Annotated in this window: 19 protein-coding genes; 4 read left to right on the top strand and 15 right to left on the bottom strand. The window is 68.9% G+C overall.

All coding sequences use genetic code 11. The annotated features are described in order from the left end of the window. Positions 1-61: 61 nt before the first annotated feature. Entirely contained in the window at positions 62-526 is a 465-nt protein-coding gene (locus LWW89_RS03940) for an acyl-CoA thioesterase (protein ID WP_365780968.1), read from the bottom strand. 185 nt (positions 527-711) lie between these two features. Here LWW89_RS03940 and LWW89_RS03935 point away from each other — a divergent pair, with 185 nt between their 5' ends. Then, positions 712-1,347: a TetR/AcrR family transcriptional regulator gene (locus tag LWW89_RS03935; protein ID WP_293261402.1), complete on the top strand. Its 636-nt coding sequence runs from the start codon at positions 712-714 to the stop codon at positions 1,345-1,347. A gap of 86 nt (positions 1,348-1,433) precedes the next feature. Here LWW89_RS03935 and LWW89_RS03930 read toward each other — a convergent pair whose 3' ends face one another. From LWW89_RS03930 to LWW89_RS03915, 4 genes are all read right to left on the bottom strand, one after another. After that, a complete protein-coding gene (locus LWW89_RS03930) occupies positions 1,434-2,636 on the bottom strand; it encodes an HPP family protein (RefSeq protein ID WP_293261399.1) in 1,203 nt (400 codons plus the stop codon). A gap of 205 nt (positions 2,637-2,841) precedes the next feature. After that, complete coding sequence (locus LWW89_RS03925) at positions 2,842-3,201, bottom strand: cupin domain-containing protein (protein ID WP_293261397.1); 360 nt, start codon at positions 3,199-3,201, stop codon at positions 2,842-2,844. A gap of 420 nt (positions 3,202-3,621) precedes the next feature. Beyond that, the gene (locus tag LWW89_RS03920; RefSeq protein ID WP_293261394.1) at positions 3,622-4,695 is read right to left on the bottom strand and encodes an asparaginase; all 1,074 of its coding nucleotides are present in this window, start codon (positions 4,693-4,695) and stop codon (positions 3,622-3,624) included. 105 nt (positions 4,696-4,800) lie between these two features. Further along, complete coding sequence (locus LWW89_RS03915; protein WP_293261391.1) at positions 4,801-5,925, bottom strand: tartrate dehydrogenase; 1,125 nt, start codon at positions 5,923-5,925, stop codon at positions 4,801-4,803. A 111-nt stretch (positions 5,926-6,036) separates the two neighbouring features. Here LWW89_RS03915 and LWW89_RS03910 point away from each other — a divergent pair, with 111 nt between their 5' ends. Together LWW89_RS03910 and LWW89_RS03905 are read left to right on the top strand one after the other, a co-directional pair. Next, on the top strand, positions 6,037-6,945 hold the full coding sequence (locus LWW89_RS03910) for a LysR substrate-binding domain-containing protein (RefSeq protein ID WP_293261388.1): 909 nt from the start codon (positions 6,037-6,039) through the stop codon (positions 6,943-6,945). Between the two features lie 136 nt (positions 6,946-7,081). Then, on the top strand, positions 7,082-7,459 hold the full coding sequence (locus tag LWW89_RS03905; protein WP_293261385.1) for a hypothetical protein: 378 nt from the start codon (positions 7,082-7,084) through the stop codon (positions 7,457-7,459). Between the two features lie 142 nt (positions 7,460-7,601). Here the strand turns inward: LWW89_RS03905 and cueR are convergent, their stop codons facing one another. The 7 genes from cueR to LWW89_RS03870 form a co-directional block, all read right to left on the bottom strand. Further along, entirely contained in the window at positions 7,602-8,024 is a 423-nt protein-coding gene (cueR, locus tag LWW89_RS03900) for a Cu(I)-responsive transcriptional regulator (RefSeq protein WP_365780965.1), read from the bottom strand. An 8-nt stretch (positions 8,025-8,032) separates the two neighbouring features. After that, entirely contained in the window at positions 8,033-10,558 is a 2,526-nt protein-coding gene (locus LWW89_RS03895) for a heavy metal translocating P-type ATPase (RefSeq protein ID WP_293261383.1), read from the bottom strand. 86 nt (positions 10,559-10,644) lie between these two features. Then, on the bottom strand, positions 10,645-12,585 hold the full coding sequence (locus LWW89_RS03890; RefSeq protein ID WP_293261380.1) for a GGDEF domain-containing protein: 1,941 nt from the start codon (positions 12,583-12,585) through the stop codon (positions 10,645-10,647). Between the two features lie 175 nt (positions 12,586-12,760). Then, positions 12,761-13,540: a peptidylprolyl isomerase gene (locus LWW89_RS03885; protein ID WP_293261377.1), complete on the bottom strand. Its 780-nt coding sequence runs from the start codon at positions 13,538-13,540 to the stop codon at positions 12,761-12,763. Between the two features lie 90 nt (positions 13,541-13,630). After that, on the bottom strand, positions 13,631-13,915 hold the full coding sequence (locus LWW89_RS03880) for a BolA family protein (RefSeq protein ID WP_293261374.1): 285 nt from the start codon (positions 13,913-13,915) through the stop codon (positions 13,631-13,633). A 10-nt stretch (positions 13,916-13,925) separates the two neighbouring features. Beyond that, positions 13,926-14,228, bottom strand: coding sequence for a YciI family protein (locus LWW89_RS03875; RefSeq protein WP_293262157.1), 303 nt, complete (start codon positions 14,226-14,228; stop codon positions 13,926-13,928). Then, on the bottom strand, positions 14,228-14,809 hold the full coding sequence (locus LWW89_RS03870) for a septation protein A (protein ID WP_293262154.1): 582 nt from the start codon (positions 14,807-14,809) through the stop codon (positions 14,228-14,230). The genes LWW89_RS03875 and LWW89_RS03870 overlap by 1 nt, the downstream gene beginning before the upstream one ends. A 220-nt stretch (positions 14,810-15,029) precedes the next feature. Here LWW89_RS03870 and LWW89_RS03865 point away from each other — a divergent pair, with 220 nt between their 5' ends. Further along, positions 15,030-18,311 carry a PAS domain-containing hybrid sensor histidine kinase/response regulator gene (locus LWW89_RS03865; RefSeq protein ID WP_293261371.1) on the top strand — a complete coding sequence of 1,094 codons (3,282 nt, stop codon included), beginning with the start codon at positions 15,030-15,032 and terminating at the stop codon, positions 18,309-18,311. Positions 18,312-18,644: 333 nt separating this feature from the next. Here the strand turns inward: LWW89_RS03865 and LWW89_RS03860 are convergent, their stop codons facing one another. The 3 genes from LWW89_RS03860 to LWW89_RS03850 form a co-directional block, all read right to left on the bottom strand. Next, on the bottom strand, positions 18,645-19,160 hold the full coding sequence (locus tag LWW89_RS03860; protein WP_293261368.1) for a DUF411 domain-containing protein: 516 nt from the start codon (positions 19,158-19,160) through the stop codon (positions 18,645-18,647). Positions 19,161-19,312: 152 nt separating this feature from the next. Beyond that, the gene (locus tag LWW89_RS03855) at positions 19,313-21,580 is read right to left on the bottom strand and encodes a TonB-dependent receptor (RefSeq protein ID WP_293261365.1); all 2,268 of its coding nucleotides are present in this window, start codon (positions 21,578-21,580) and stop codon (positions 19,313-19,315) included. Positions 21,581-21,874: 294 nt separating this feature from the next. Next, complete coding sequence (locus tag LWW89_RS03850) at positions 21,875-22,264, bottom strand: hypothetical protein (protein WP_293261362.1); 390 nt, start codon at positions 22,262-22,264, stop codon at positions 21,875-21,877. Positions 22,265-22,281: the final 17 nt, after the last annotated feature.

Here is a 22,281-nt window from a genome sequence, read left to right as displayed (position 1 = left end):
CGGGGCCGTTCGCTTCGGCCCGCCCTGTCCGCCCCGCATATCAGGTGCCCGGCGTGGTCCTTTATGCCTGGGTCGCCTTGCGGTTGCTGGGGACGATCTCGCTGAAATCCGGGCTGCGCTCCAGGCCGGTCAGCACCTCGGCCAAGGCTGGCGGCGGGGCGCTCAATTTGCGCTCGCCCAGGTCCAGCCAGGCGCCAAGGATCTCGTGGGTGGCCGCCACCTGACCGTCGGGCTTGATGACGTGATGGCGGAAGCGGAAACGCCCGTTGTCGGCGCTCGCTCCGGCCAGTTCCACGTCCACCGTGATCCGCTCGCCCAGATGCACCTCCCGGTAGTATTCGGTTTCCTCGCGGAAGATGATCGGGCCGAAACCCAGTTCGATGAAACGTTCCGGCGGAAAGCCCATGGCCGTCAGCCATTCGACCCGCACATGGGTGCAGAAGTCGGCGTAGGCGCTGTGGCGGACGTGGCGGTTCATGTCGATGTCGGACCAGCGCACTTCCACCGTCTTGTTGAATTTGGCCATGTCGGGCTCCTGTAAAAAATCGATAAATAAACGAACGATCGTGCTATTTTTAGTGGAAACGATGGCCCTGTGCAAGTCCTTGCGCGCAGCTGGGCTGCCGCAGGTGCAGCAGTTGCCGCAATTGTCGATTCCCAGGCCCACAGGCCGGCAGCGGGGCGCGCCATCGATATCCGGAAGGGAAGACCATGGGAAAAGGTGAACAAACCCGGGCCCTGATCCTCGGCGAGGCCGTGGCCCTGGCCAGCCAGGTGGGCATCGAGGGGCTGACCATCGGCGTTCTGGCCGAGCGGCTGAAGCTGTCCAAGAGCGGCCTGTTCGCCCACTTCGGCTCCCGGGAAGGCTTGCAGCTGGCGGTAGTGGAGGCGGCCCAGGAGGACTTCGTCGCCCGGGCGATCAAGCCCGCCCTGACCGAGCCCCGGGGACTGCCCCGGCTGCGCCGGCTGTTCGAGCTGTGGCTGGCCAACCTGGACCTGCCCGAGCGCCCCGGCGGCTGCCCGCTTCTGGCGGCGGCGGTGGAATTCGACGACCAGCCCGGGCCGATCCGGGACCGACTGGCGGCGGGCCACCGCCATCTGCTCGCCACTCTGGCCCGGGCGTCCGCCCAGGCGGTGGAATGCGGCCATCTGGCGGCGGACAGCGACACCGAGCAACTGGCGTTCGAACTCTTCGGCCTGGTACTGGCGGCCCACCATCACCTGCGTTTGCTCGGTGACACTACGGCGCTGGAGCGGGCGCGGCGCGGCTTTGCAGAGCGGATTGAGCGCTGCCAAGGGCCGGCGGCGTCGCTCGGCCCGGCCGACGCGGCCGGGGCGATTGCTTAGGCGGTTGCGGTCCCGGGTATTCCGGTGCCTGAGGGCGGCATCAGGAAATCAAACGGGCCTGGTTCAATGGCGCTTGCCTGGCCGGGTCATGAATTGGGCGAGCCGGATCGAGCGTCCCCGGCATCCGGCCCGGCGGCCCGTTCCAGGGCCAACTGGTGGAAGAGGGCGGCCACCAGATCGGTCTGGCTGAGGATGCCGGTAAGGCGCCCGTCGCCATCCACCACTGGGATCGCCCGGGGATGGCCGCGCACCGCCAGGGCGGCGGCCACAGCCCCCAGGTCATCGTCCTCCCGGGCCGTCAGCACCCCTTCCTCCATGATCTGGCCGACCACTTCCGGCTTGTGGGCGTACATCCCCGGCGTGGGGCGCAGCAGGGCGCGGATGTTGTCGCCCACCGGGCGGCGGGCGTCGGCGGCCACGTGGGCGAGAAAATCCTCCACCCCCACCAGGCCGATCACCCGCCGGGCCCGGTCTACCACCGGCAGGGCCTTGATGTGGTGCCGGCGCAGGCGGCCCCAGGCGTCGTTGAGCTCGGTGGAAAACTCGGCGGTCACCGGCGCCGGAGTCATGATGTCCTTGCAGCGCAGGGTGACGTGACGGCGGAAGGCGCTCTCGGCGGCCAGGTTGTAGACCGCCACCAGGTCGTCCTCGCTGATGTCGAGGAAGGTGTCGAGCCGCCCCAAAGCGTATTGCAGATCCTCGTGGGCGACGCCCGGCCGGGCCAGGGGCGGCGGGGAATCCGCCGCCGGGGCGTGGCTGGTGACGCACTGGGGATAGCGGCGCCCCGGAATCAGGTTGTTGACCGCCACCACGGCGATCAGGGTGGCCAGAACGTTGGCGCCCACCACCGCCATTTCCACCCCTACGGCCGGGGGCGCCAGGGCCAGGGTCAAGGCCAGGGCGCCCCCGGGCGGGTGGAGGCAGCGCAGGCGGGCCATCAGCCAGATCGCCAGGGCGATCGACAAGGCCCCCGCCAGGGCCGGCCAGGGCACCCAGCGTCCGCACGCCAGCCCGGCCAGGGCGGATACCACCAGCCCGCCGGCCACCGACCAAGGCTGGCCCAGGGGGCTGTGGGGCAAGGTGTACAGGATCACCGCCGTGGCCCCCAGGGGCAGCAGCAGATGCCGGGTTTCCGTCGTCGCGGGCAGGACGGCGAGCACTCCCTCGGTGATCAGGAAGCCGAACAGGGCGGCCAGGGCGGAGCGCCAGCGCTCGGCGGCGGACAGGGGCGCGGCGTCGGCCACCAGGTGGCGCAGGGCGAAGTTGCGCAGGGTCAGGGCGGGATTCATTCCGGGGCGGCAGGGACGGCTGGGGGACGTTATTTTCCCGATGCCGGTTGGTACTGCCTATCGTCACAAGTGAGGGGGGATGGGGCGATTTAAGTGTTCTCGCGCTACCCGCTTTTTCCCGGGGCCGAATGGCAAAGCCCCTTGAGTTTCAAGGGGCTTGATGGTGTGAAACGATCAGGTGGCTGCCTGTCTGCCTCTCCTGGGGTTAGTGGGCTTTGGCGTAATCCACCATGCCCTGGAAGTCTACGACGATGGCGACTTCATCGCCCACCACCCAGGCATCGTGCCCTGACGGGAGCAGGGAAACATCGCCGGGGTGGCATTCGAGCACCGCGCCGCCGTCCATGACCACCTTGAGCACGCCCGCCACATGGTATTGAAAGTGGGGCGCCTCGCAGCTTTTGGTTTGGGCAATAGGCTGTACCGAGGTTGCCCACCGCCATCCGGGTTCGAAAATGGCACGTCCGACGGTGGCACCGCCGATCTTCACCACTTCCAGCCGTCCTTTGGGGAATTCCCGCACCTCGTCGGGTTTCCCAAAGCTCCGTAGTTCCGCCTTTCCCATTGCAAACCTCCTTCGTGAAGTTGATGGGAGGTGCCCGGCGCATTCAAGGTGACAGCCAATATGGACCGAGAACGCTCAAGCGCTAGGCAAGGGCGATTGATGATGGGCTCACCGATGATTTGGTTCTAGGCGGCGGGGAGCGGCAACGCAAGAGGCTTCTTGGTAGGGGCGGCGGGGCCCGGTTTTGGCTGCCCGGCTGGCGGGTACGGCCACCTTCCAGGCTGTTTCGGCCGGCTTGCCGCGGCGGCCCGCTAGGTGGCGTCGTCCTGGCCGGGGAAGTCCAGCATCACGACGCCGGACCAGATCGCCCCCATGGGGTTGGCGATGCTCTTGTCGTAGATTTGCGGATAAAAAACGGGCACCCGCAGGTGCCCGCGACCAGGCCGGAGGGCCTGGTGGTAACAGTCGTATCCCGGTCGTTTAGCGGTCGAAGTACTTCTGCAGTTCGTCGCGCTTCTGGGTGTGCTGCAAGGCCAGCATCAGCAGGATGCGAGCTTTGTGCGGCGGCAGGTTGTCGGCAGAGATGGTGCCCAGATCCTGCAGCGTCTTGCCGCCGCCCTGGAAGCCGTACACCGGCAGCACCCGGCCGTTGGGCACCCGGGTGGACACCACCACCGGCACGCCTTGGGCGATGGCCTCCTTGATGGCCTCGTACATGGGGATGTTGACGTTGCCCCAGCCCAGGCCCTGGATCACGATGCCCTTGGCGCCGCCGGCGATGGCTGCCTTGATCAGGCTGCCGTCGGCACCGCCGAACATGGGGATGATCTCGACCTTGGCCAGGTTGTCGCTGATGAGCGGCACGTGCTGGCGGCGCAGGGGGGTGCGGTAAAAAATCACCCGGTCATTGTCCACGTTGCCGAGGAAGCCGTAGTCGCCGGACTTGAAGGTCTCCACATCGGAGGTGTGGGCCTTGATCACTTCCCGGGCGGCGTTGATCTGGTTGTTGAGCACCAGCATGGCGCCCTTGCCCTTGGCTTCGGGGGTGACGCAGACCCGGGCGGCGCCGAGCAGGTTGCGCGGGCCGTCGAAGTCCTTCTCGGAAGCGTTGCGCTGGGCGCCGATGAGGATCACCGGCTTGTCACTCTTGACCGTCAGGTCGAGGAAGTAGCCGGTCTCTTCGAGGGTGTCGGTGCCGTGGGAGACGATCACCCCGGCCACTTCCTTGCGTGCCAGGGCCTTGTCCACGGCTTTCTGCAAGGCCACCCAGCGGGGCGGGTCCATGTAGTCGGAAGGCACGTTGGACTGGTTGAGCACCTCGACGCGGGCGTAGTCGGCGATCTCCGGCACGGTGGCGAGCAGGTCTTCGCCGGAAATGGCCGGCACCGGGGCCTTCTTCACCGGGTCGATCTTCATGGCGATGGTGCCGCCGGTGGCGATCAGCTCGCACACCGGCTTGGCCGATTGGGCCTGGGCGGCACCGGCGGTCAGGAGACTGGTGGCGAGGCCAGCCAGGGCGAGACAGAGGGCGGAACGCTTGAAGCGCTGGATCATGGTTGTCTCTCTTTCGTTATGGTTGTCGGGGTTGGGGGCCTCCCGGCGCTGCCCGGCCCACGCCGCCCGGGAGGCACGGCGGCGTGGCGGTAAGGGATGGGGTGCTTAGATCGCCGCGGCGACGGCCTGGCCCAGTTCCGCGGTGCTGGCCTTGCCGCCCAGGTCCGGGGTGCGCGGGCCGTGCTCCAGCACCTGCTCGATGGCCTTCAGGATGGCGTCGTGGGCGGCCCGGTAGGTGGCGTCGCCCTGGCCGAGGAAGTCCAGCATCAGGGCGCCGGACCAGATCATGCCCATAGGGTTGGCGATGCCCTTGCCGTAGATGTCCGGGGCCGAGCCGTGCACCGGCTCGAATAGGGAAGGAAAGGTGCGTTCCGGGTTGATGTTGGCCGAGGGGGCGATGCCGATGGTGCCGGTGCAGGCCGGGCCCAGGTCGGAGAGGATGTCGCCGAACAGGTTGGAGGCCACCACTACGTCGAAGCGCTCGGGCTGGAGGACGAAGCGGGCGCACAGGATGTCGATGTGCTGCTTGTCCCAGCCGATCTGCGGGTACTCGGCGGCCACGGCGGCGAGGCGCTCGTCCCAGTAGGGCATGCTGATGGCGATGCCGTTGGACTTGGTGGCGGAGGTGACGTGGCGCTTGGGCCGGTCGGCTCGGGCGGTGTTGCGGGCCAGTTCGAAGGCGTAGCGCAGGATGCGGTCCACGCCGTGGCGGGTGAATACCGATTCTTGCAGCACCAGCTCCCGGTCGGTGCCTTCGAACATCTTGCCGCCCACGGACGAATATTCGCCCTCGGTGTTCTCGCGGATGATGGTGAAGTCGATCTGGCCCGCCTCCTTGTTGGCCAGGGGGCAGGGCAGGCCGCGCATCAGGCGCACCGGGCGCTGGTTCACATACTGGTCGAAGCGGCGGCGGAATTGCAGCAGGGAGCCCCACAGGGAAACGTGGTCCGGCACCTTGTCCGGCCAGCCCACGGCGCCGAAGTAGATGGCCTCGAAGCCGGAGAGCTGCTCGAACCAGTCGTCCGGCATCATCTTGCCGTGGGCCAGATAGTAGTCGCAGTGGGCCCAGTCGAACTCCACGAATTCCAGGCCGATGCCGAACTTGCCGGCGGCCGCCTCCAGCGCGCGCAGCCCCTCGGGCATGACTTCGCGGCCGATGCCGTCGCCGGCGATGACGGCGATGCGATGGACGGGGCGGGCAGATGTAGCGGCGGGGGCGGGGGACGGCATGGTGGCTCCGGGCGGGTGAGAAAGAAGAGCCCTCACTTTACCCGTGCTGTTTTGTGAAAAAATACCGTTTCTGTGAATTGATTAACCACGATTCGTGGTGATTGACGTCCCATGCAGCTACCTGCCGCCTACCCCCAACTCGACGACCTGCGCCTCTTTTGCGAAGTGGTGCGCGGCGGCAGCCTGGCCGCCGCGGCCGCCGCCCTGTCGGCCTCGCCCTCCTACGTCAGCAAGCGCCTGGGCATCCTGGAGCAGCAGCTCGGCGTGCGCCTTCTCCATCGCACCACCCGGCGCCTGGCGGTGACCGAGGACGGCGAGACGGTGCTGCGCTGGGCCCGGCGTCTGCTCGCCGACGTCGAGGAAATGGCCTTGGAGGTCAAAGCCAGCAGGGCCGAGCCGGAAGGGCTGCTGCGCATCACCGCCAGCTTCGGCTTCGGCCGCTGCCACGTGGCGCCAGTGGTGTCGGAGTTCGCCGCCCGCCACCCCCTGGTGGAAGTGCGCCTGGACATCCTGGACCGGCCCATCGACCCGGTAGCCGAGCAGGTGGATGTGGACGTGCGCCTGGGCGGCCCCCTGGAGCCCCACCTGGTGGCCCAGAAGGTGGCCGACAACCACCGGGTGCTGTGCGCCGCTCCGGCCTACCTGACGGCCCACGGTACGCCCCAGCGCCTCGACGACCTGGCCCGCCACCGCTGCCTGGTGATCCGCGAGCGGGACCACGTCTTCGGCATCTGGCGTCTGGCCGGCCCGGGCGGGGAAGAGACGGTCAAGGTGCGCGGCACCCTGTCCGCCAACCACGGCGAGATCGTCCACCGCTGGGCCCTGGACGGCCACGGCATCATGCTGCGCTCGCGCTGGGACGTGGATGAAGAATTGGCCAGCGGCCAGCTGGTGCGGGTGTTGCCCGCCTACCGGCAGCAGGCCGACATCTGGGCGGTGATGCCTTATCGGCCGGCCCAGCCCCCCAAGGTGAGGCTGTTCGTGGAGTTTTTGCGGGAGCGGATGGGAAAGCGGGCTTGAACTGGAGTGGGCAGTGAAGGCGGGATTGCCCGGACGGCAAAGCCAGCCTCACGGGGTGATCATTTGTTGCAATGCATATGCCGGAGGCACAACGGCGTAAAATGGCCCCGATTTCCGTCAAAAGGGGCCTCACCGCATGAACCTCCGTTCCCTCCTGGCGCCCGGCGCCCTGTCTCTTTCCCTGATCCTGGCTGCCTGCGGCACGGCCCCGTCGGCGCCGCCCGCCGCCCAGAGCGGGCAGCAGCTCGAATTCAAGCTGGCCAGCGGCACCTACAACTGCGAGAACCAGGTGCGCGTACGCGTCGACCGGGAAATTCGCAACCAGGTCAATTCCGGCATCAGCCTCAACTGGAACGGCGGCAGCTACCGCCTGGTGCGCGACGCCTCCTCTTCCGGCCTGCCGCGCTTCGAGGACCGGGCCAGCGGCCTGGTGTGGATCGACCTGCCGTGGAAGAGCCTGCTGCTCGACGGCAAGACCAACACCCCCCTGATCAACGAGTGCCGGCCGGCCTGAGCGCGCTCCGCCTCAGCCGCATGATCCGGTGCCGCCTGGAGCGGCACGCAAAAAAGGGCGCTTCCCGTGGAAGCGCCCTTTTTCATCGGCTGGCGAATGACGGCCGATACCGACGGCCGATACCGATTGGCCGTCATGTCGGTCACTCCGCCGGCGCGGCCCGGTGGCCGATGCCTTCCAGGATCGGGCAGTCGGGCCGGTTGTCGCCGTGGCAGCAGGCCGACAGGGTGCGCAGGGCGCCGATCATGGCGTTCAGCTCGGCCACCTTGGCTTCCAGGGTGGCGATGTGGCGCTCGGCCAGGGCCTTCACGTCCCGGCTGGCGCGCTGCTGGTTGCGCCACAGGGAGAGCAGCTCGCCGATCGCGTCCAGGCCGAAGCCCAGGTCCCGGGCGGACCGGATGAAGCGCAGGGTCTCCACGTCCCGGCCCTGGTACTCCCGGTAGCCGGAATCCCGCCGGGGCGCCGCCGGCAGCAGGCCGATGGTTTCGTAGTGGCGGATCATCTTGGCGCTGACGCCGCTTTCCTGGGCCGCTTCGCCGATCTTCATGGTGCTGTCTCCATCCATTTTCTCCGTCAGGCCGCCCGGGGGCCCGGGGCCACGTCGCCCGCTTCCCGGGCGAGGGGATCGGGCTCGACCGCCCGGGGCAGACCGGTGGGCCGCCAGCGCTTGAGCAGCAGGGCATTGGTCAGCACCGAGACGCTGGACATGGCCATGGCCGCCCCGGCGAACACCGGGTTGAGCAGGCCCAAGGCCGCCAGGGGAATGCCCACCACGTTGTAGATGAAGGCCCAGAACAGATTCTGGCGAATCTTGCGCACGGTCATGCGCGATAGGGCGATGGCGGCGGCCACCAGGCGCGGGTCGCCGCGCATCAAGGTGATGCCGGCGGCGTGCATGGCCACGTCGGTACCGCTGCCCATGGCGATGCCCACGTCGGCGGCGGCCAGGGCCGGGGCGTCGTTGATGCCGTCGCCGACCATGGCCACCACGTTGCCGCCCTTGCCGCTAGCCTTCAGCCGGGCAATGGTGGCGGCCTTGTCGGCGGGCAGCACCTCGGCCTCCACCTGGTCGAGGCCAAGCTGGCCGGCCACGGCCTGGGCGGCGCCCCGGTTGTCGCCGGTCACCAGCACGGTGCGGATGCCCTGGCGATGCAGGGTGGCGATGGCCTCCGCCGATTCGGGCTTGAGCGGGTCGCCATAGGCGAACAGGCCGAGCAGGCGCGGCGCCGCCGGCTCGCTCGCGTCCGCCAGCCAGGCCAGGCTACACCCTTGGGCGGTGAGGCGCTGCTGGTCGGCGGCGAAGGCGGCCAGGGCGCCGTCCAGGCCCAGTTCGCTCATCAGGCGGGTGCTGCCCAGGCGCAGGGCGCGGCCTGCGACCTCACCGGCCATGCCCCGGCCGGGCAGGGCTTCGATGGCGTGGGCGGCGGGCAGCGTCCCATTGCTGCCATTGCCTGCGCCCGCATTGGCCTCGGCCTTGGCGGCGGCCACGGTGGCCTTGGCCAGAGGGTGTTCGCTGCCGCTCTGCACGGCGGCGGCCCAGGCCAGCACCGGCACGTCCACGCCCGGCGCGGCACGCTGGAACACCAGGCCGGGCTGGCCCCGGGTCAGGGTGCCGGTCTTGTCGAAGGCCACCAGGCGGATCTGCTGGGCCAGCTCCAGGGCTTCGGCGTCCTTGATGAGAATGCCGTGGCGGGCGCCGACCCCGGTGCCGGCCATGATCGCCGCCGGTGTGGCCAGCCCCAGGGCGCAGGGGCAGGCGATCACCAGCACGGTCACGGCGTTGATCAGGGCGGTTTCCCACTGGCCGGTGCCCAGGCCCCAGGCGAGCAGGGTGGCGAAGGCGATGACCAGCACCACCGGGACGAAGACAGCGGCTACCTTGTCCACCAGCTTCTGGATCGGTGCCTTGGCGCCCTGGGCGTCTTCCACCAGGCGGATGATGCGGGCCAGCACGGTTTCGTTGCCCACGGCGCCGACCACCACCCGCAGCAGGCCGTTGCCGTTGATGGCCCCGCCGGTGACCGGGTCGCCGGGATTCTTGTCCACCGGCAGGCTCTCTCCGGTGATGAGGGATTCGTCCACGCTGGAGGCGCCGGTGCGGATCTTGCCGTCCAGGGGGATCCGCTCGCCGGGGCGCACCACCATCAGGTCGCCGAGGCGCACCTGGGCCACCGGCAGCTCGGTTTCCTCGCCGCCGCGCACCACCCGGGCGGTGTCCGGGCGCAGGGCTTGGAGGGCGCGGATGGCTTCGGTGGTCTGGCGCTTGGCCCGGGATTCGAGCCACTTGCCCAGGCGCACCAGCACGATCACCACGGCGGCGGCCTCGAAATACAGGTGGGGCTCGTCCAGGGCCAGCCACTGGTACAGGGACAGGCCGTAGGCGGCGCTGGTGCCCAGGCTGACGAGCAGGTCCATGTTGCCGCTGCGGGCCTTCACCGCCCCCCAGCCGGCCTTGTAAAAACGAGCGCCGAGGCCGAACTGGACCGGAGTGGCGAGCAGGAACTGGACGAAGGCCGGCAGCATCCAGTGGATGCCCAGGGGCTGCAACACCATGGGCAGCACCAGGGGCAGGGAGAGCAGGGCGCCGCCGGCCACCAGCAGCCCCTCGCGGCGCTCCTGGCGGGCCCGGGTGCGCTCGGCGGTTTCGGCCGCCGCGGCGCCGGTTTCCGCCGAAGGGGGTAGGGCGGCGCCGTAGCCGGCGGCTTCCACCGCGGCGATCAGGGCATAGGGGTCGGCGCCGGGGCCGACGCCATCGATGTCGGCGGTCTCGGCGGCTAGGTTGACCTGGGCCGAGATCACGCCGGGCACGGCGGCCAGAGCCTGCTCGATGCGGCCGGCGCAGGTGGCGCAGCTCATGCCGGTGACGGTCAGGCGGGTGGCCTGGCTCGCCACCCGGTAGCCAGCGTCGGCCACGGCCCGGGCCAGGCGGGCCACGGGAAGGTCCGCATCGCCGGCGGCGGGCACGACGCGCACGGTGTCGCTGGCCAGGTTGACCTGGGCGCTGCCGACGCCGGGCACGGCGGCCAGGGCCTTTTCGACCCGGCCGGCGCAGGCGGCGCAGCTCATGCCGGCCACGGGAAGGGTGAGTTCGCTGCTCATGGTGTCATTCCTTGTTGAGGGAATGACTCTAGCTTGGACCTTCCCATCGTGGGAAGGTCAACCCACGGTGCCGGGGGCTTGAACGCTCAGGGGAGGAAGGGTTCGACGAGTTCGTTGCCGTCGGATTGCGGGGATTCCCCGGACCCGTCGATTTCTTCGAGCCCGATTCCGCCCGCGGGAGAAAGGATGGGCCGGCGGCGCTCAATGAACAGGCTGCTGCCGGGCTGTTTCTTGGCCTGTTTCTTGGCACCGGCGCAGACCGCCGAAATCTCGTGGTGGGTGTGAAACTGGCCGGGCTGGACGCGCACCGCGCCAATGGACAGGGAGGGCAGGGGGTTGAACACCGGCCGGCCCTTGCGGTCCTCGCCGGCGAAACCGCCGCGCCGCAGGTCCTCGGGTTCCACCAGGTTGAGGATTTGCTCGTCGAACTGGCGCAGGGCCTTGGCGCAGCGTTCTTCCCAGTCATCGCTCTGGAAGAGGATGACGAAATCGTCGCCGCCGACGTGGCCGACGAAGTCGCGTCGGTTGTCGGCCACCCCCACCAGCAGCCGGCCGAGCAGTTGGATCACGTCGTCGCCGCGGCGGTAGCCGTAGGCGTCGTTGAAGGGCTTGAAGTTGTCGATGTCGAAGTAGCAGGCGGCAAAGGCGGCCCCGCCGGTGCTCTGGCTTTCCAGCAGCCGGTCGGTGTGCTCGTTGAGGGGCACGTTGCCCGGCAACTGGGTGAGGGGGTTGGCGTAGCGGGCGGCGGAAATCTGCAGTTCGGTGATCAGCGCCATCAGCGCCTGGCCGCTGCCCACGCCGGCGTAGCGGCCGTTCTCGGTGATGACGAAGCCATCCTGCAAGTAGTGGCTGGAGGCCCGGGACACCATGCGGCTGACCTCCTGCACCGGCAGCTGGTGGTCCACCACCAGGGGCGCCGGGTCCATGAACATGGTGCAGGGCTTCTTGCCGTACAGCTCGCGGCGGAAGGGGCGGGCGAAGCGGTCGATCAGGTTGTGCCGGTTGATCAGCCCCACCGGCGTGCCGCCGTCGTCCACCACCGGCAGCACCTGGATCTCCGGGTCCATCTCGAAGCGCTCGTAGACCTTGTCGTTGGGCGCCAGGGGCGAGATGGGGGTGATGTACTGGAGCAGGTTGCGCGCCGTGGCCATGCCGCTGCCGGCGCTGGCGTTGGGGAAGACCATGATCTGCCCGGCGGCCAGGGCCGACAGGGCGGTCTTTTCCGGCTGGATCGGCGGCTTGGCGGTGGGGCGGGCGATGAAGTAGCCCTGGCCGCAGGCGATGCCCAGATCGCGGATGGTGGTGAAGTCGGCTTCCCGCTCGATGCCTTCGGCGATGATGAAGGCGCCGCTGGTCTCGGCGATGTCGTGCATCGAGCGCACCAGCTGGAACTTGAGGGGGTCGTCGGCGATGCCGTGGACGAAGTGCCGGTCGATCTTGACGAACTCGGGGCGCAGCTCGGACCACATGCGCAGGTTGGAAAAGCCTTCGCCCAGATCGTCGATGGCGATGCGGTAGCCCAGGCCCCGGTAGTGCAGCAGGGCGTCGCGCAGGGCGGGAAAATCGTCGATCTGCTGGTTCTCGGTGACTTCGATGACGATCCGGCTGGGGGTCAGCCCCAGGTCCCGCAGCAGGTCCATGGTGGTGCCGTTGCGGAAGGCCGGGTCGCGCAGCGAGGTGGGGCTGGAATTGACGAACAGGTGCCCGGGCAGGTGCTGCTCGGCGAAGGCCTTGAAGATGGTTTCCCGGCAGGAACGTTCCAGTTCGAGCAGGCGGTCGGCCTCCCGGGCGGCGGCGAACAGCTGGAGCGGAAATTCCAGGGGCGAACCCTCCGGACCCCGGATCAATCCCTCGAAACCCAGGTAGGCCCGGCCGCGCAGGTCGAGAATGGGCTGGAACACCGCCCGCAGTTGCTGCCCGGCGAGAATGCCTTCCAGCTCCCGGAAGGCAGCGGAATCCGGCGGCGCAGCCGTTTCGGCGTCCGGGCGGGGGATCAGGGCAAGGTGCGGCGGGTGGGTATGGGGCATGTCGTTTTCGTTGTCGTGAGAAGTAACCCGGGAATGACCCAAAGCGCCGCGCACTGTACCGGCGCGGCGTGACGCCTTCGTGACAACGCTTGCCCCTGCCCATGCCGCGCGCCCATGAAAAACGGGGCGCCGGTTTCCCGGGCGCCCCGCTGGCGGTACGGCAGGCTGGCGGTGCTTATTCGACCTTGGCCTTGGCGCGCAGGTCGCCGATCAGCTTGTCCACCATCTTCTGCTCGATGCGCTGGCTCAGCTGGGGCTTGACCTGGTCGAAGGGCGGGGCGGACAGGGGACGGGATTCCTCGAGCAGGATCACGTGCCAGCCGAAGTCGGACTTCACCGGGGCGTCGGTGTACTGGCCCTTGTCCAGCTTCACCAGGGCGTCGGCGAAGGGCTTCACGTAGGCGTTGGGAGGAGCCCAGCCCAGGTCGCCGCCATTGTCCTTGGAACCCGGGTCCTTGGAATCCTTGGCCAGGTCGGCGAACTTCTCGCCCTTCTTCAGCTTGGCGATGATGTCCTTGGCCTGGTCTTCGCTCTCCACCAGGATGTGGCGGGCGTGGTATTCGTTGCCGCTCATCTGGGCCTTGATGGCGTCGTATTCCTGCTTGAGCTGGGCGTCGGTCACCGGGTTGGACTGGACGTAGTTCTGCAGGAAGGCGCGGATCAGCACGGACTGGCGGGCCAGTTCCATCTGGGCGGAGACTTCGGGCTTCTTGTCCAGACCCTTCTTCTTGGCTTCCTGGACCAGCACTTCGCGGCGTACCAGCTCTTCCTTCACGGCGGCGCGCAGCTCGGCATTGTCCGAGGCGCCCTTGGCCTTCTGTTCGTTCACGATGGCGTCGGCCAGGGGCTTGGCGATGGACACACCATTGACCTTTGCCACGGACTGGGCGAAAGCGGGGGCGCTGATGACGGAAGCGGCAACCAGCGAGAGGGCCAGTTTGGACAGCGTATGCATATATGAGTCCTTGGTGGGGGAAAGCGTTGCGTTGATGACGAAGGGATTATACGGCGGAGAAAGGGCGGGTGAGGCGGGCGAAGAACGGCGTCAGGCCTCTTCCTCCGGGGTATGGGTGGTCAGCGCCAGGGCATGGATCGGGCCGCGCATCAGGTCGCCGGCGGCGACATAGACCTGGCGGTGGCGGGCCACCGTGGACTTGCCGGCGAAGGCCGCCGAGACGATCCGCACCCGGAAGTGCCGGCCGCCACCCCGGGCCCCGGCATGGCCAGCGTGGTGGTGGCTGTCGTCCTCGACGGTCAGCCGGACGGGGGCGAGGGACGCCTCCAGGCGCTGGCGCAGCTCCGCGATCAGGGCTTCGGCGGTGTAGACCATGGCGACGGACTTAGGCGGGCAAGGCCTTCTTGAAGGGCTTGACCACGACCTTGGCATAGACGCCGGCGGCCACGTAGGGGTCGGCATCGGCCCAGGCCCGGGCATCGTCCAGGCTGGGGAATTCGGCCACGATCAGGCTGCCCGAGAAGCCGGCAGGGCCGGGGTCGGGGGAGTCGATGGCGGGAAAGGGGCCGGCCAGCAGCAGGCGGCCTTCGGCCTGCAAGGCCTGGAGCCGGGCCAGGTGGGCCGGGCGGGCAGCCAGGCGCTGCTCCAGGGAGCCGGAAACGTCTTCACCGACGATGGCGTACCACATCATTGTTTTTCCTCCAGGCCGGCCTCGGAAGGGCGGGCGTCGGTTTGTTGGGAAGGATCGCTCATGTAGCGGGCCAGGATCAGGCCCTGGGCGATCATGAAGGCCAGCAGCATGCCGGTGGCGCCGAACAGCTTGAAATTGACCCAGGCGTCGAGGGAATAGCTGAAGGCCACGTACAGGTTGGTCAGCCCCATCACCACGAAGAAGCCGGCCCAGGCCAGGTTGAGCTTGTGCCAGATCGGCTCCGGCAGGCTGATCTGGGCGCCTAGCATGGAGCGGATGAGGTTCTTGCGGAAGAAGATGGAGGCCCCCAGCAGCACCGTGGAGAACAGCCAGTAGAGCACCGTGGGCTTCCACTTGATGAAGGTCTCGTCGTGGAGCAGCAAGGTGGCGCCGCCAAACACGGAGACGATGGCCAGGCTGGCCCAGAGCATGGTGTCCACCTTGCGGTGGCGGTGCCAGACCCAGGCGATCTGGGCGACGGTGGCGGCGATGGCCACGGCGGTGGCGGCGAAGATGCCGGCCGTCTTGAAGGCCACGAAAAACAGGATGACGGGGAGCAGGTCGAAGAGGAACTTCATCGGCAGCTGGGTGTAGGGCGGAAAGGCAGGAAAGCGCGGCAAAAGTCCGTCGATTATGGGCTGTCCCGAGGGGGAATGTCCATGCAATCGCCGCATCTTTGGTGACAATATGTAATCCGCCACAGCAGGGGGGCTGCGGTGCCGCGCTATACTCGCCGCTCGCCGCCGCGAGGCCGTTGCCGCGGATGCCCAGCTGCCGGACCCCATTCCCCCCTTCGCCATGGCCTCTTCGTTCCGCCTGCCCCCCTTCTGGTCGCGCTGGCTGCCCCGCCATCTCGGTGCCCAGCTCACCCTGCTGGTGTCCCTGCTCTTTGCCGGCACGGTGCTTGTCTACACCTGGGCCACGGCGTCGGCGGACATGGCCCTGGCCGAAAATCTGGTGATCAATCAATCCCGCACCCTGGCGCGGGGCGTGGCGGATGCGGTGGACAGCCATCTGGTGACGGGCAACGGCGCCGGGCTGGAATACGCCCTGCTGCATGCCAACGAGGCCACCGAGGTGCTTGCCCTGACCGTCACCGACCCGGCCGGCAAGGTGCTGGCCGCCACCCGGCGCAATGTGGATAGCCTTGGCAGCGGTGGCAACGGTGGCAGCGGAGAAGGATCGAAGAGCGACGTCCAGGCGGTCTATGGCCTGGAGCCCCTGGCGGTACCCCAGGAAACGGCGGCTATCTACGAACTGCTGCCCCGGCGGCAGGCATCGTCGTCCTCCAGCGCCCGGCTGATCCTGTGGCACCCCATCGAGCGGGGCCGCCTGGAAGGCTGGCTGCGCATGGAAGTGGGGCTGGACGCCCTCGACCAGGCCTGGCACCAGACCTGGCGCACCAGCCTGCTCATCGCCCTGGTTTCGGTGGCGGTCAGCGCCGCCGTCCTGCTGGTCTTCCTCGCCCGTCCCCTGGAGGCGCTGCGCCAGGCGACCCGCTTTGCCGCCGAACTGGACCTGCGCCGCGGCGAGACCCTGCCGGCCTATGCCGGCGACCAGGAAACCGGCGAGCTGGTGGGGGCCCTCAACCGGGCATCGCTGCAACTGGCCGCCCACGAGGCGGTGATCGCCGAGCACACCCGCTTTCTCAAGAGCCTCACCGATGCCCTGGGCGAAGGGGTGGTGGCCACCGACGCCCTGGGCCGGGTCACCTTCGTCAATGCCGAGGCGGAGCGCCTGCTCGGCTACACCCGGGCCGAACTCGAAGGCGAGTACCTGCACGACCGCATCCACCCCTGCACCCTGAGCGGCCAGCCGGTGGCCCGGGACGAGTGCCCGATGCACGCCCCGGCGGTGTTGCGCCACGTCTTCCGCTCCGACTACGACGCCTTCGTGTGCAAGGACGGCAGCCTGCTGCCGGTGTCCGTGGTGCAGGTGCCCCTGCTCGAAGGCCCGCGCCTGACCGGTACCGTGGCCGCCTTCCAGGACATCACCGAGCGCAAGCGCGACGAGGAATACCTGCTCGCCACCACCTCCCGCCTCACCGCCCTGATCGAAAGCCTCCAGGCCGGCATCCTGGTGGAGGACGAGCACCGCCAGATCCTGCTGGTGAACCAGGCCATGCCGGCGGCCCTGGGCCTGGATTCGTCCCTGGCCGAAAGCTATATCGGCCAGGACTGCCGCGACGTCCTGGCCAGCCACCTGCCTCTGATGGAAAACGCCGAAGAGCTGCGGGACTGGGTAGAAGGCCGAGTGCTGGAGCGGGAGCACGCCGAGGGCCAGGAAATGCGGCTGAAGGACGGCCGGGTGCTGGAAATCGACTACGTGCCGATCTTCCTCTTCCCCGACGCCCCGGACCCGGAGGGCTACCGGGGCCACCTGTGGCTGTTCCGCGACGTGACCGAGCGCAAGCAGGCGGAACGGGACCTGGAGCAGGCCCGGGCGGCGGCGGAGGAGGCCAACCGGGCCAAGAGCGTGTTCCTCGCCAGCATGAGCCACGAAATCCGCACCCCGATGAACGGCATCCTGGGCATGACCGACCTAGCCCTGGAAACCGACCTGGACCCGGTGCAGCGGGACTACCTGGAAACGGTCAAGGTTTCCGCCGAATCCCTGCTGGTGATCATCAACGACATCCTCGACTTCTCCAAGATCGAAGCCGGCCGGATGGACCTGGAGTCCATCGCCTTCGCCCCGCGCCGCCTGGTGCGCGAAGTGGTCAAGCTCCTGGCCCTGCGCGCCCGGCAGAAGGGCCTGACCCTGGAATCGGTGGTCACCGAGGATGTGCCCGAGCGGCTGGTGGGGGACCCGGGGCGCCTCAAGCAGGTGCTGATCAACCTGATCGGCAACGCCATCAAATTCACCGAGCGCGGCGGCGTCACCCTGACCCTGACCGGGGGCGGGAGCGGAGCCCCGGGGCACCTGCGGGTGGCGGTGAGCGACACCGGGGTGGGCATCCCGGCGGAAAAGCAGCAGCTCATCTTCGACGCCTTCTCCCAGGCCGATAGCAGCATCGCCCGCCGTTTCGGCGGCACCGGCTTGGGCCTGGCCATCTGCAACCGGCTGGTGGGGCTGATGGGCGGCCGGATCGGCGTGGACAGCCGGCCCGGCCAGGGCGCCACCTTCCATTTCGACGTGCACCTGGGCCTGGTGGAGAGCGCCGTGGCGGTGCCGTCCGGCGCGGCGGACGAGGAGGAGGGCCGGGACGCCGGAGAGCGGGAAACCGTGCTCCAGCCCCTCTCCCTGCTGCTCGCCGAAGACCACCCGGTCAACCGCAAGCTGGCCCTGGCCCTGCTCAACGGCCGGGGCCACCGGGTGACGGTGGCGGAAAACGGCCGCCAGGCCCTGGACCGCTGGGCCGCCGATCCGGAAGCCTTCGACGCGGTGCTGATGGACGTGCACATGCCGGAAATGGACGGCCTGACCGCCACCCGGGCGATCCGGACGGCGGAAGCGGCCCGGGGCCTGGCCCGGGCCATCCCCATCGTCGCCATGACCGCCAGCGTGCTGGACGGCGACCGGGAAGCCTGCCTCCAGTCCGGCATGAACGGCTACGTGGCCAAGCCGGTGGTGGCGGAAAAACTGTTCGCCGAACTGGGCCGCTGCCTGCCCGGGGCGGTGCTGGCCGGTCCGGCGGCGGCCGCCGCCGTGGCCGAAGCCGCGCCGGTGGCGGCCGGCGGGCCGCTCCTCGACCGGGCCGAAACCCTGGCGCGCATGGGGGACGACCCGGCCCTGGTGGCGACCCTGGCGGACATGTTCCGCACCGAACTGCCGCGCCACCGCAGCAACCTGGCACCGCCGGGAAGCGAGGAGGGCACCGTCTGGGTGAAGCGCATCGCCGAGGAAGCCCACACCCTGAAGAGCCTGTTCGCCACCTTCTCCGCCCCCGCCGCCACCGCCCAGGCCCTGGGGCTGGAACAGGCCGCCAAGGAAGTGCTCAAGGCCTGCGCGGCGGGGCAGGCCGGGCAGTTGAGCCAGCCCGGCGGGGCCGAACTCACGGCCTTGCAGCAGCGGGTCGGCGAACTGCTCGCCACCCTGGATGCGGTGGACGGCGAACTGGCAGGCTGGCTGGCCGCCTGACGCGGCGCCGTCGTCGAGCATCCGGAGCGGTCCTGCGGCCGGAGTGCGGCCGGATGCGGCGCCGTCCAGGGTGGAGTGGCCAGATGGGCCGGATTGGCGAGCGCCCCCAATCCCCCTTGGATGCCATAGAAAAACTACGGCATGAATCCGGGAGTTGGCCAAAAGTCCGCGCCGATATTCGAGCTTGGCGGCTCGCCCGGTAAAAGGCATAGAAAAACTATAGCGTGCCGAGTCACGCCGACTCCCACCAAATTCAGCCGCCTTCCGCCTTCCGCCTTCCGCCTCCCGCCGGTAGCGGCGGGAGGCCAGACCCGTTCAGGCTCGTTGCGCCGCTCAGTGCCGGGCGAACACGCTGATCTTCTCGCGCCCGTCCTCCCGGCTCACCAGCAGGGTGTCGTAGGGCTGGGGCTTGGGTACTTCCATGCCCGGGGCGCCCTGGGGCATGCCGGGCACGGCCAGGCCGACCGCCTTGGGCTTTTCCACCAGCAGGCGGCGGATGTCCTGGGCCGGCACGTGGCCCTCGATGGCGTAGCCGCCGACCTTGGCGGTGTGGCACGAAGCCAGGGAATCGGGCATGCCGGCGGCGGCCCGGGCGGCCTGGGTGTCGTCCACGTTGTGCACCTTCACGGCAAAGCCGGCGGCCTGCATGTGCTTGACCCAGTCGGTGCAGCAGCCGCAGTAGGGGCTCTTGAACACCTCCACGGTGGGCAGGGCCGCCTGGGCCAGGGCACCGGCGGCGCCGAGGGCCAGGACCAGGGTTGCGGCGCCGCGGAGAATGCGACGGGAAATGGCACTGGGAATGGCACTGGGAATGGCGGAGGTGCGGATTTCCTGAAGGGTTGGCTGCATGGTCATCTCCCGTAAAGGTGCCGGGGAATTCCCCGGCGTGGTGCCGGCCGGCATTGCCTGAAAAGGCGCCGGCCGACGAGGTTCGAGGGTGGTGATTGCCAGGGGTCGGACCGCATTCCGCGTCGAATCGCGCCGTCGCGATTCCTGGCGCCTTAGATCCGGATCTCCAGCCGGGCCGAGAACACCCGGTAGGTGCGGGCGCTGCTCTGCACCGACTGCTCGCCGGTGCCGGTCAGGTAGGCGGTGCCAGTGGCGTAGTCGGCGTGCAGCAGGTTGGCGGCGGAAAAGCGGACCCGGGTGTCCCGGTCCACCTGCCACAGGGCATACACGTCGTACACCCGCTTCAACTGCTGGGTGTAGGTCTGGGTGGTGCTCTGCTGCACGGTGAAGGCCGGGGTCCAGTTGAGGTTGCCGCCCACGGTCAGGGGCAGGCTGCGCAGGCGGTAGTCGGCTCCCAGGTTGGCGGTGTAAGTGGGCTGCTGGTCGAGCCGGTTGTTGGGGCCGTCGATGCCGTCCACCTTGGACCAGAAGCGGCTGACGTTGGCCCGGATGTCCAGGGGCGGGGCGCCGGCCATCAGTTCGGCGAGGCGGAACTTGGCTTCCAGCTCGATGCCCCGGGTGACGGCGCTGCCGATGTTCTGGGGCGTGGTCACCCAGCGCTGGGTCGGCGACCAGCCGACGTTCTGCAACGAGGTGACGTTGCGGATCAGGTTGTCGATGTTGCGCTGGAACAGGCTGGCGCTGAGGATGCCGCCCTCCGCCAGGTAGTGCTCGTAGGCCAGGTCCAGGCCCCAGGCCAGTTCCGGCTTGAGGTTGGGGTTGCCGGCGCTGTCCGGCTTGTCCACCGTGTTCGGCACGCTGGTGGGATAGGTGCTGGACAAGGTGGGGCGGGGCACCAGCTGGCCGAGGGTGGGGGATTTGTAGCTGCGGGTCAGGCCCAGGCGGATCTGGTCCTTGCTCTCCTCGGTGAAGCGCCAGACGCTGTGGAAGAGGGGGCTGGCCACGCTGCTGTCATTGCTGGCCGAGCCGGACGCCCAGTCGCTGCGGGTATGGATCGCTTCCCAGCGCAGGCCGCCGTAGACCGACCACAGGGGCGAGATTTCCCACTCGTCCTGGCCGAAGGCCGCCAGGCGGGTGGTGCTGGCCTCCAGGTCGCTGCCGAACTGGGCCAGTTGCAGGGCGCCGTCCTGGATAGTGGTGGCGGTCTCCTTGCGCTGACCCCGCTCCAGCTCCCAGCCCACCGCCAGGCTATGGCCCCGGGCCACCGGGTTGGACAGCTTGCCGGCGGTGCTGAAGGTGGTGTCGCGGATCTGGGTGTTGCTCCAACTGGTGTGGGCCAGGGCGCCGCCGCCGTCGTACTCGCGACGGTCGGTGGTGCTGTCGCTGCTCGCCAGGCCGGCGTTGAAGCGGATGTCGAGGCGCGAGCCGCTTTCCAGGCGGTGCTTCCAGTTGCCCATCACCCGCAGCAGGGTGCTCTCGTTCTCGGTGCGCCACTGGGCGGTGCTGTAGGGCGCGACGCCGATGCTTTCGGTGAGCCGGCTGTCCCCGGTGGTGACGCCCCGGTTGACGGCGAGGAAGGGGTTGAGGGCCAGGCTGTCGCCGCCGTCGAGCTTCCAGTTGAGGCGCGACGACAGGTGCAGACCGTCGCTGACGGTGTTGCTGCGGCTCTGCTCGTCCCGTTGCAGGGTGGCCAGGCCGGTGCCCAGGTCCCGGGCGCTGGTGGTGGTGTCCACCTGGCTGGCCTGGTTGCGATGCATCACGTTGGCGTTGAGGTTGTAGCCGAAGCTGCCGTCGCTGTCGCTGCGCTGCAATGAGACGAAGGATTGCAGCCGGCCGTTTTCCAGGCTGGCCGAGGGGCGGAAGTCGTTTTGCTTGCGGGCGAAATCCTCGCGCAGAACGATGTTGATGATGCCGGCGATGGCCCGGGTGCTGTGCTCGGCCACCGGCGCCCGCATCACCTCGATCCGCTCCACCTGGTCGGGCGGAATGCTGTCCAGGGAAAAGCCCCGGGGCGCCGGCTCGCCGTTGAGCAGGATCTGGGTATAGCCGTTGCCCAGGCCGCGCATGCGGATGTCGCCGCCGCGTCCCGGGGTGCCGGAGATGGTGACGCTGGGCAGGCGCTTCAGCACGTCGCCCAGGGAGGTGTCGCCGTAGCGGTCCAGTTCCTCCCGGCCGAACACCATCTTGGCGGCAGTGGAGTAGCGGCGCTGCTCAGTGTCGTCCAGGCGGTTGGCCGAGACCACCACCTCGTTCAGGGTGCGGTTGTCCTTGCTTGGTGCCGCCCGTTTTTCCGCCGGGGCGGTATCGGCCGTTTCAGCCGTGTCGGCGGCAGCGGCGCCCAGGGAAACGGTGGATAGGGTGGACAGGGCCAGGGAAAGTAGACGAGGCAGGGGCAGGGGAGGACGTGACAGCGCCAGCATGACGGGACTCTCGCAGAAAAGGGGAACGGCCCGCGGGATGCGGACCGGATCTGGGTCTTTTGCGTGCTGGGTGGCTGAAGGGGCTTGAGCAAGCCTGGCTGCCTGGCGGGCGCGAGTATACGGGCAGCCTACCGGCAGGGTTGTTTCAGGTTGTAAGGCGGATTTCAAGGCGAATCCGCCCCTCGCGTCCGGCAAGGGGCATCGTGAAGCTAATGGCATTGCTGCAAGCATTCCTGAAATCCTGGCGGGGCTGTTCGCTGCGCCCCGGGCGGCCGAACCACCCGGGGCTTGGCTTTACTTGATGGCGAAGCGCACCGTGGCCGGGGCCTGGCCGGGCAGGGCCACCACCGCCACGGCGGTGGCCGGGGCCTTGAAGTCGCCCTTGGCGGCGAGCTTGTTGTCCCCGGCCGGGGCCAGCAGGGCCTCGCTCTTCTTGCCGCCGGCCAGCCAGGTGAGCTTGCCGGTGGCGCCCTGGGCGGCGATGGGCTGGCCGTGCTGGGTCAGATAGACGGTGGCGCCGCCTTCGGCCATGGTCAGCTCGGCCTGGAAGATGCCGGCCTCGGCGAAGACGCCGCCGTACTGGGGCTGGCCGTGGGTCTCGTGGGCCAGGGCCGGAGTGGCGAGGCCGGCGCCCAGGGCTAGGGCGAGGGCGGACGTGCGCAGGAAGTTGGCAATGGTTTTCATGGGGTTTCTCCGGAAAG

Origin of the sequence: Oryzomicrobium sp. (assembly GCF_021287045.1) — a bacterium.
In the GTDB taxonomy this organism is placed as follows: domain Bacteria; phylum Pseudomonadota; class Gammaproteobacteria; order Burkholderiales; family Rhodocyclaceae; genus Oryzomicrobium.
Note: the sequence above shows the minus strand (reverse complement) of the source record. Positions and strands in the feature narration are given on the sequence as shown.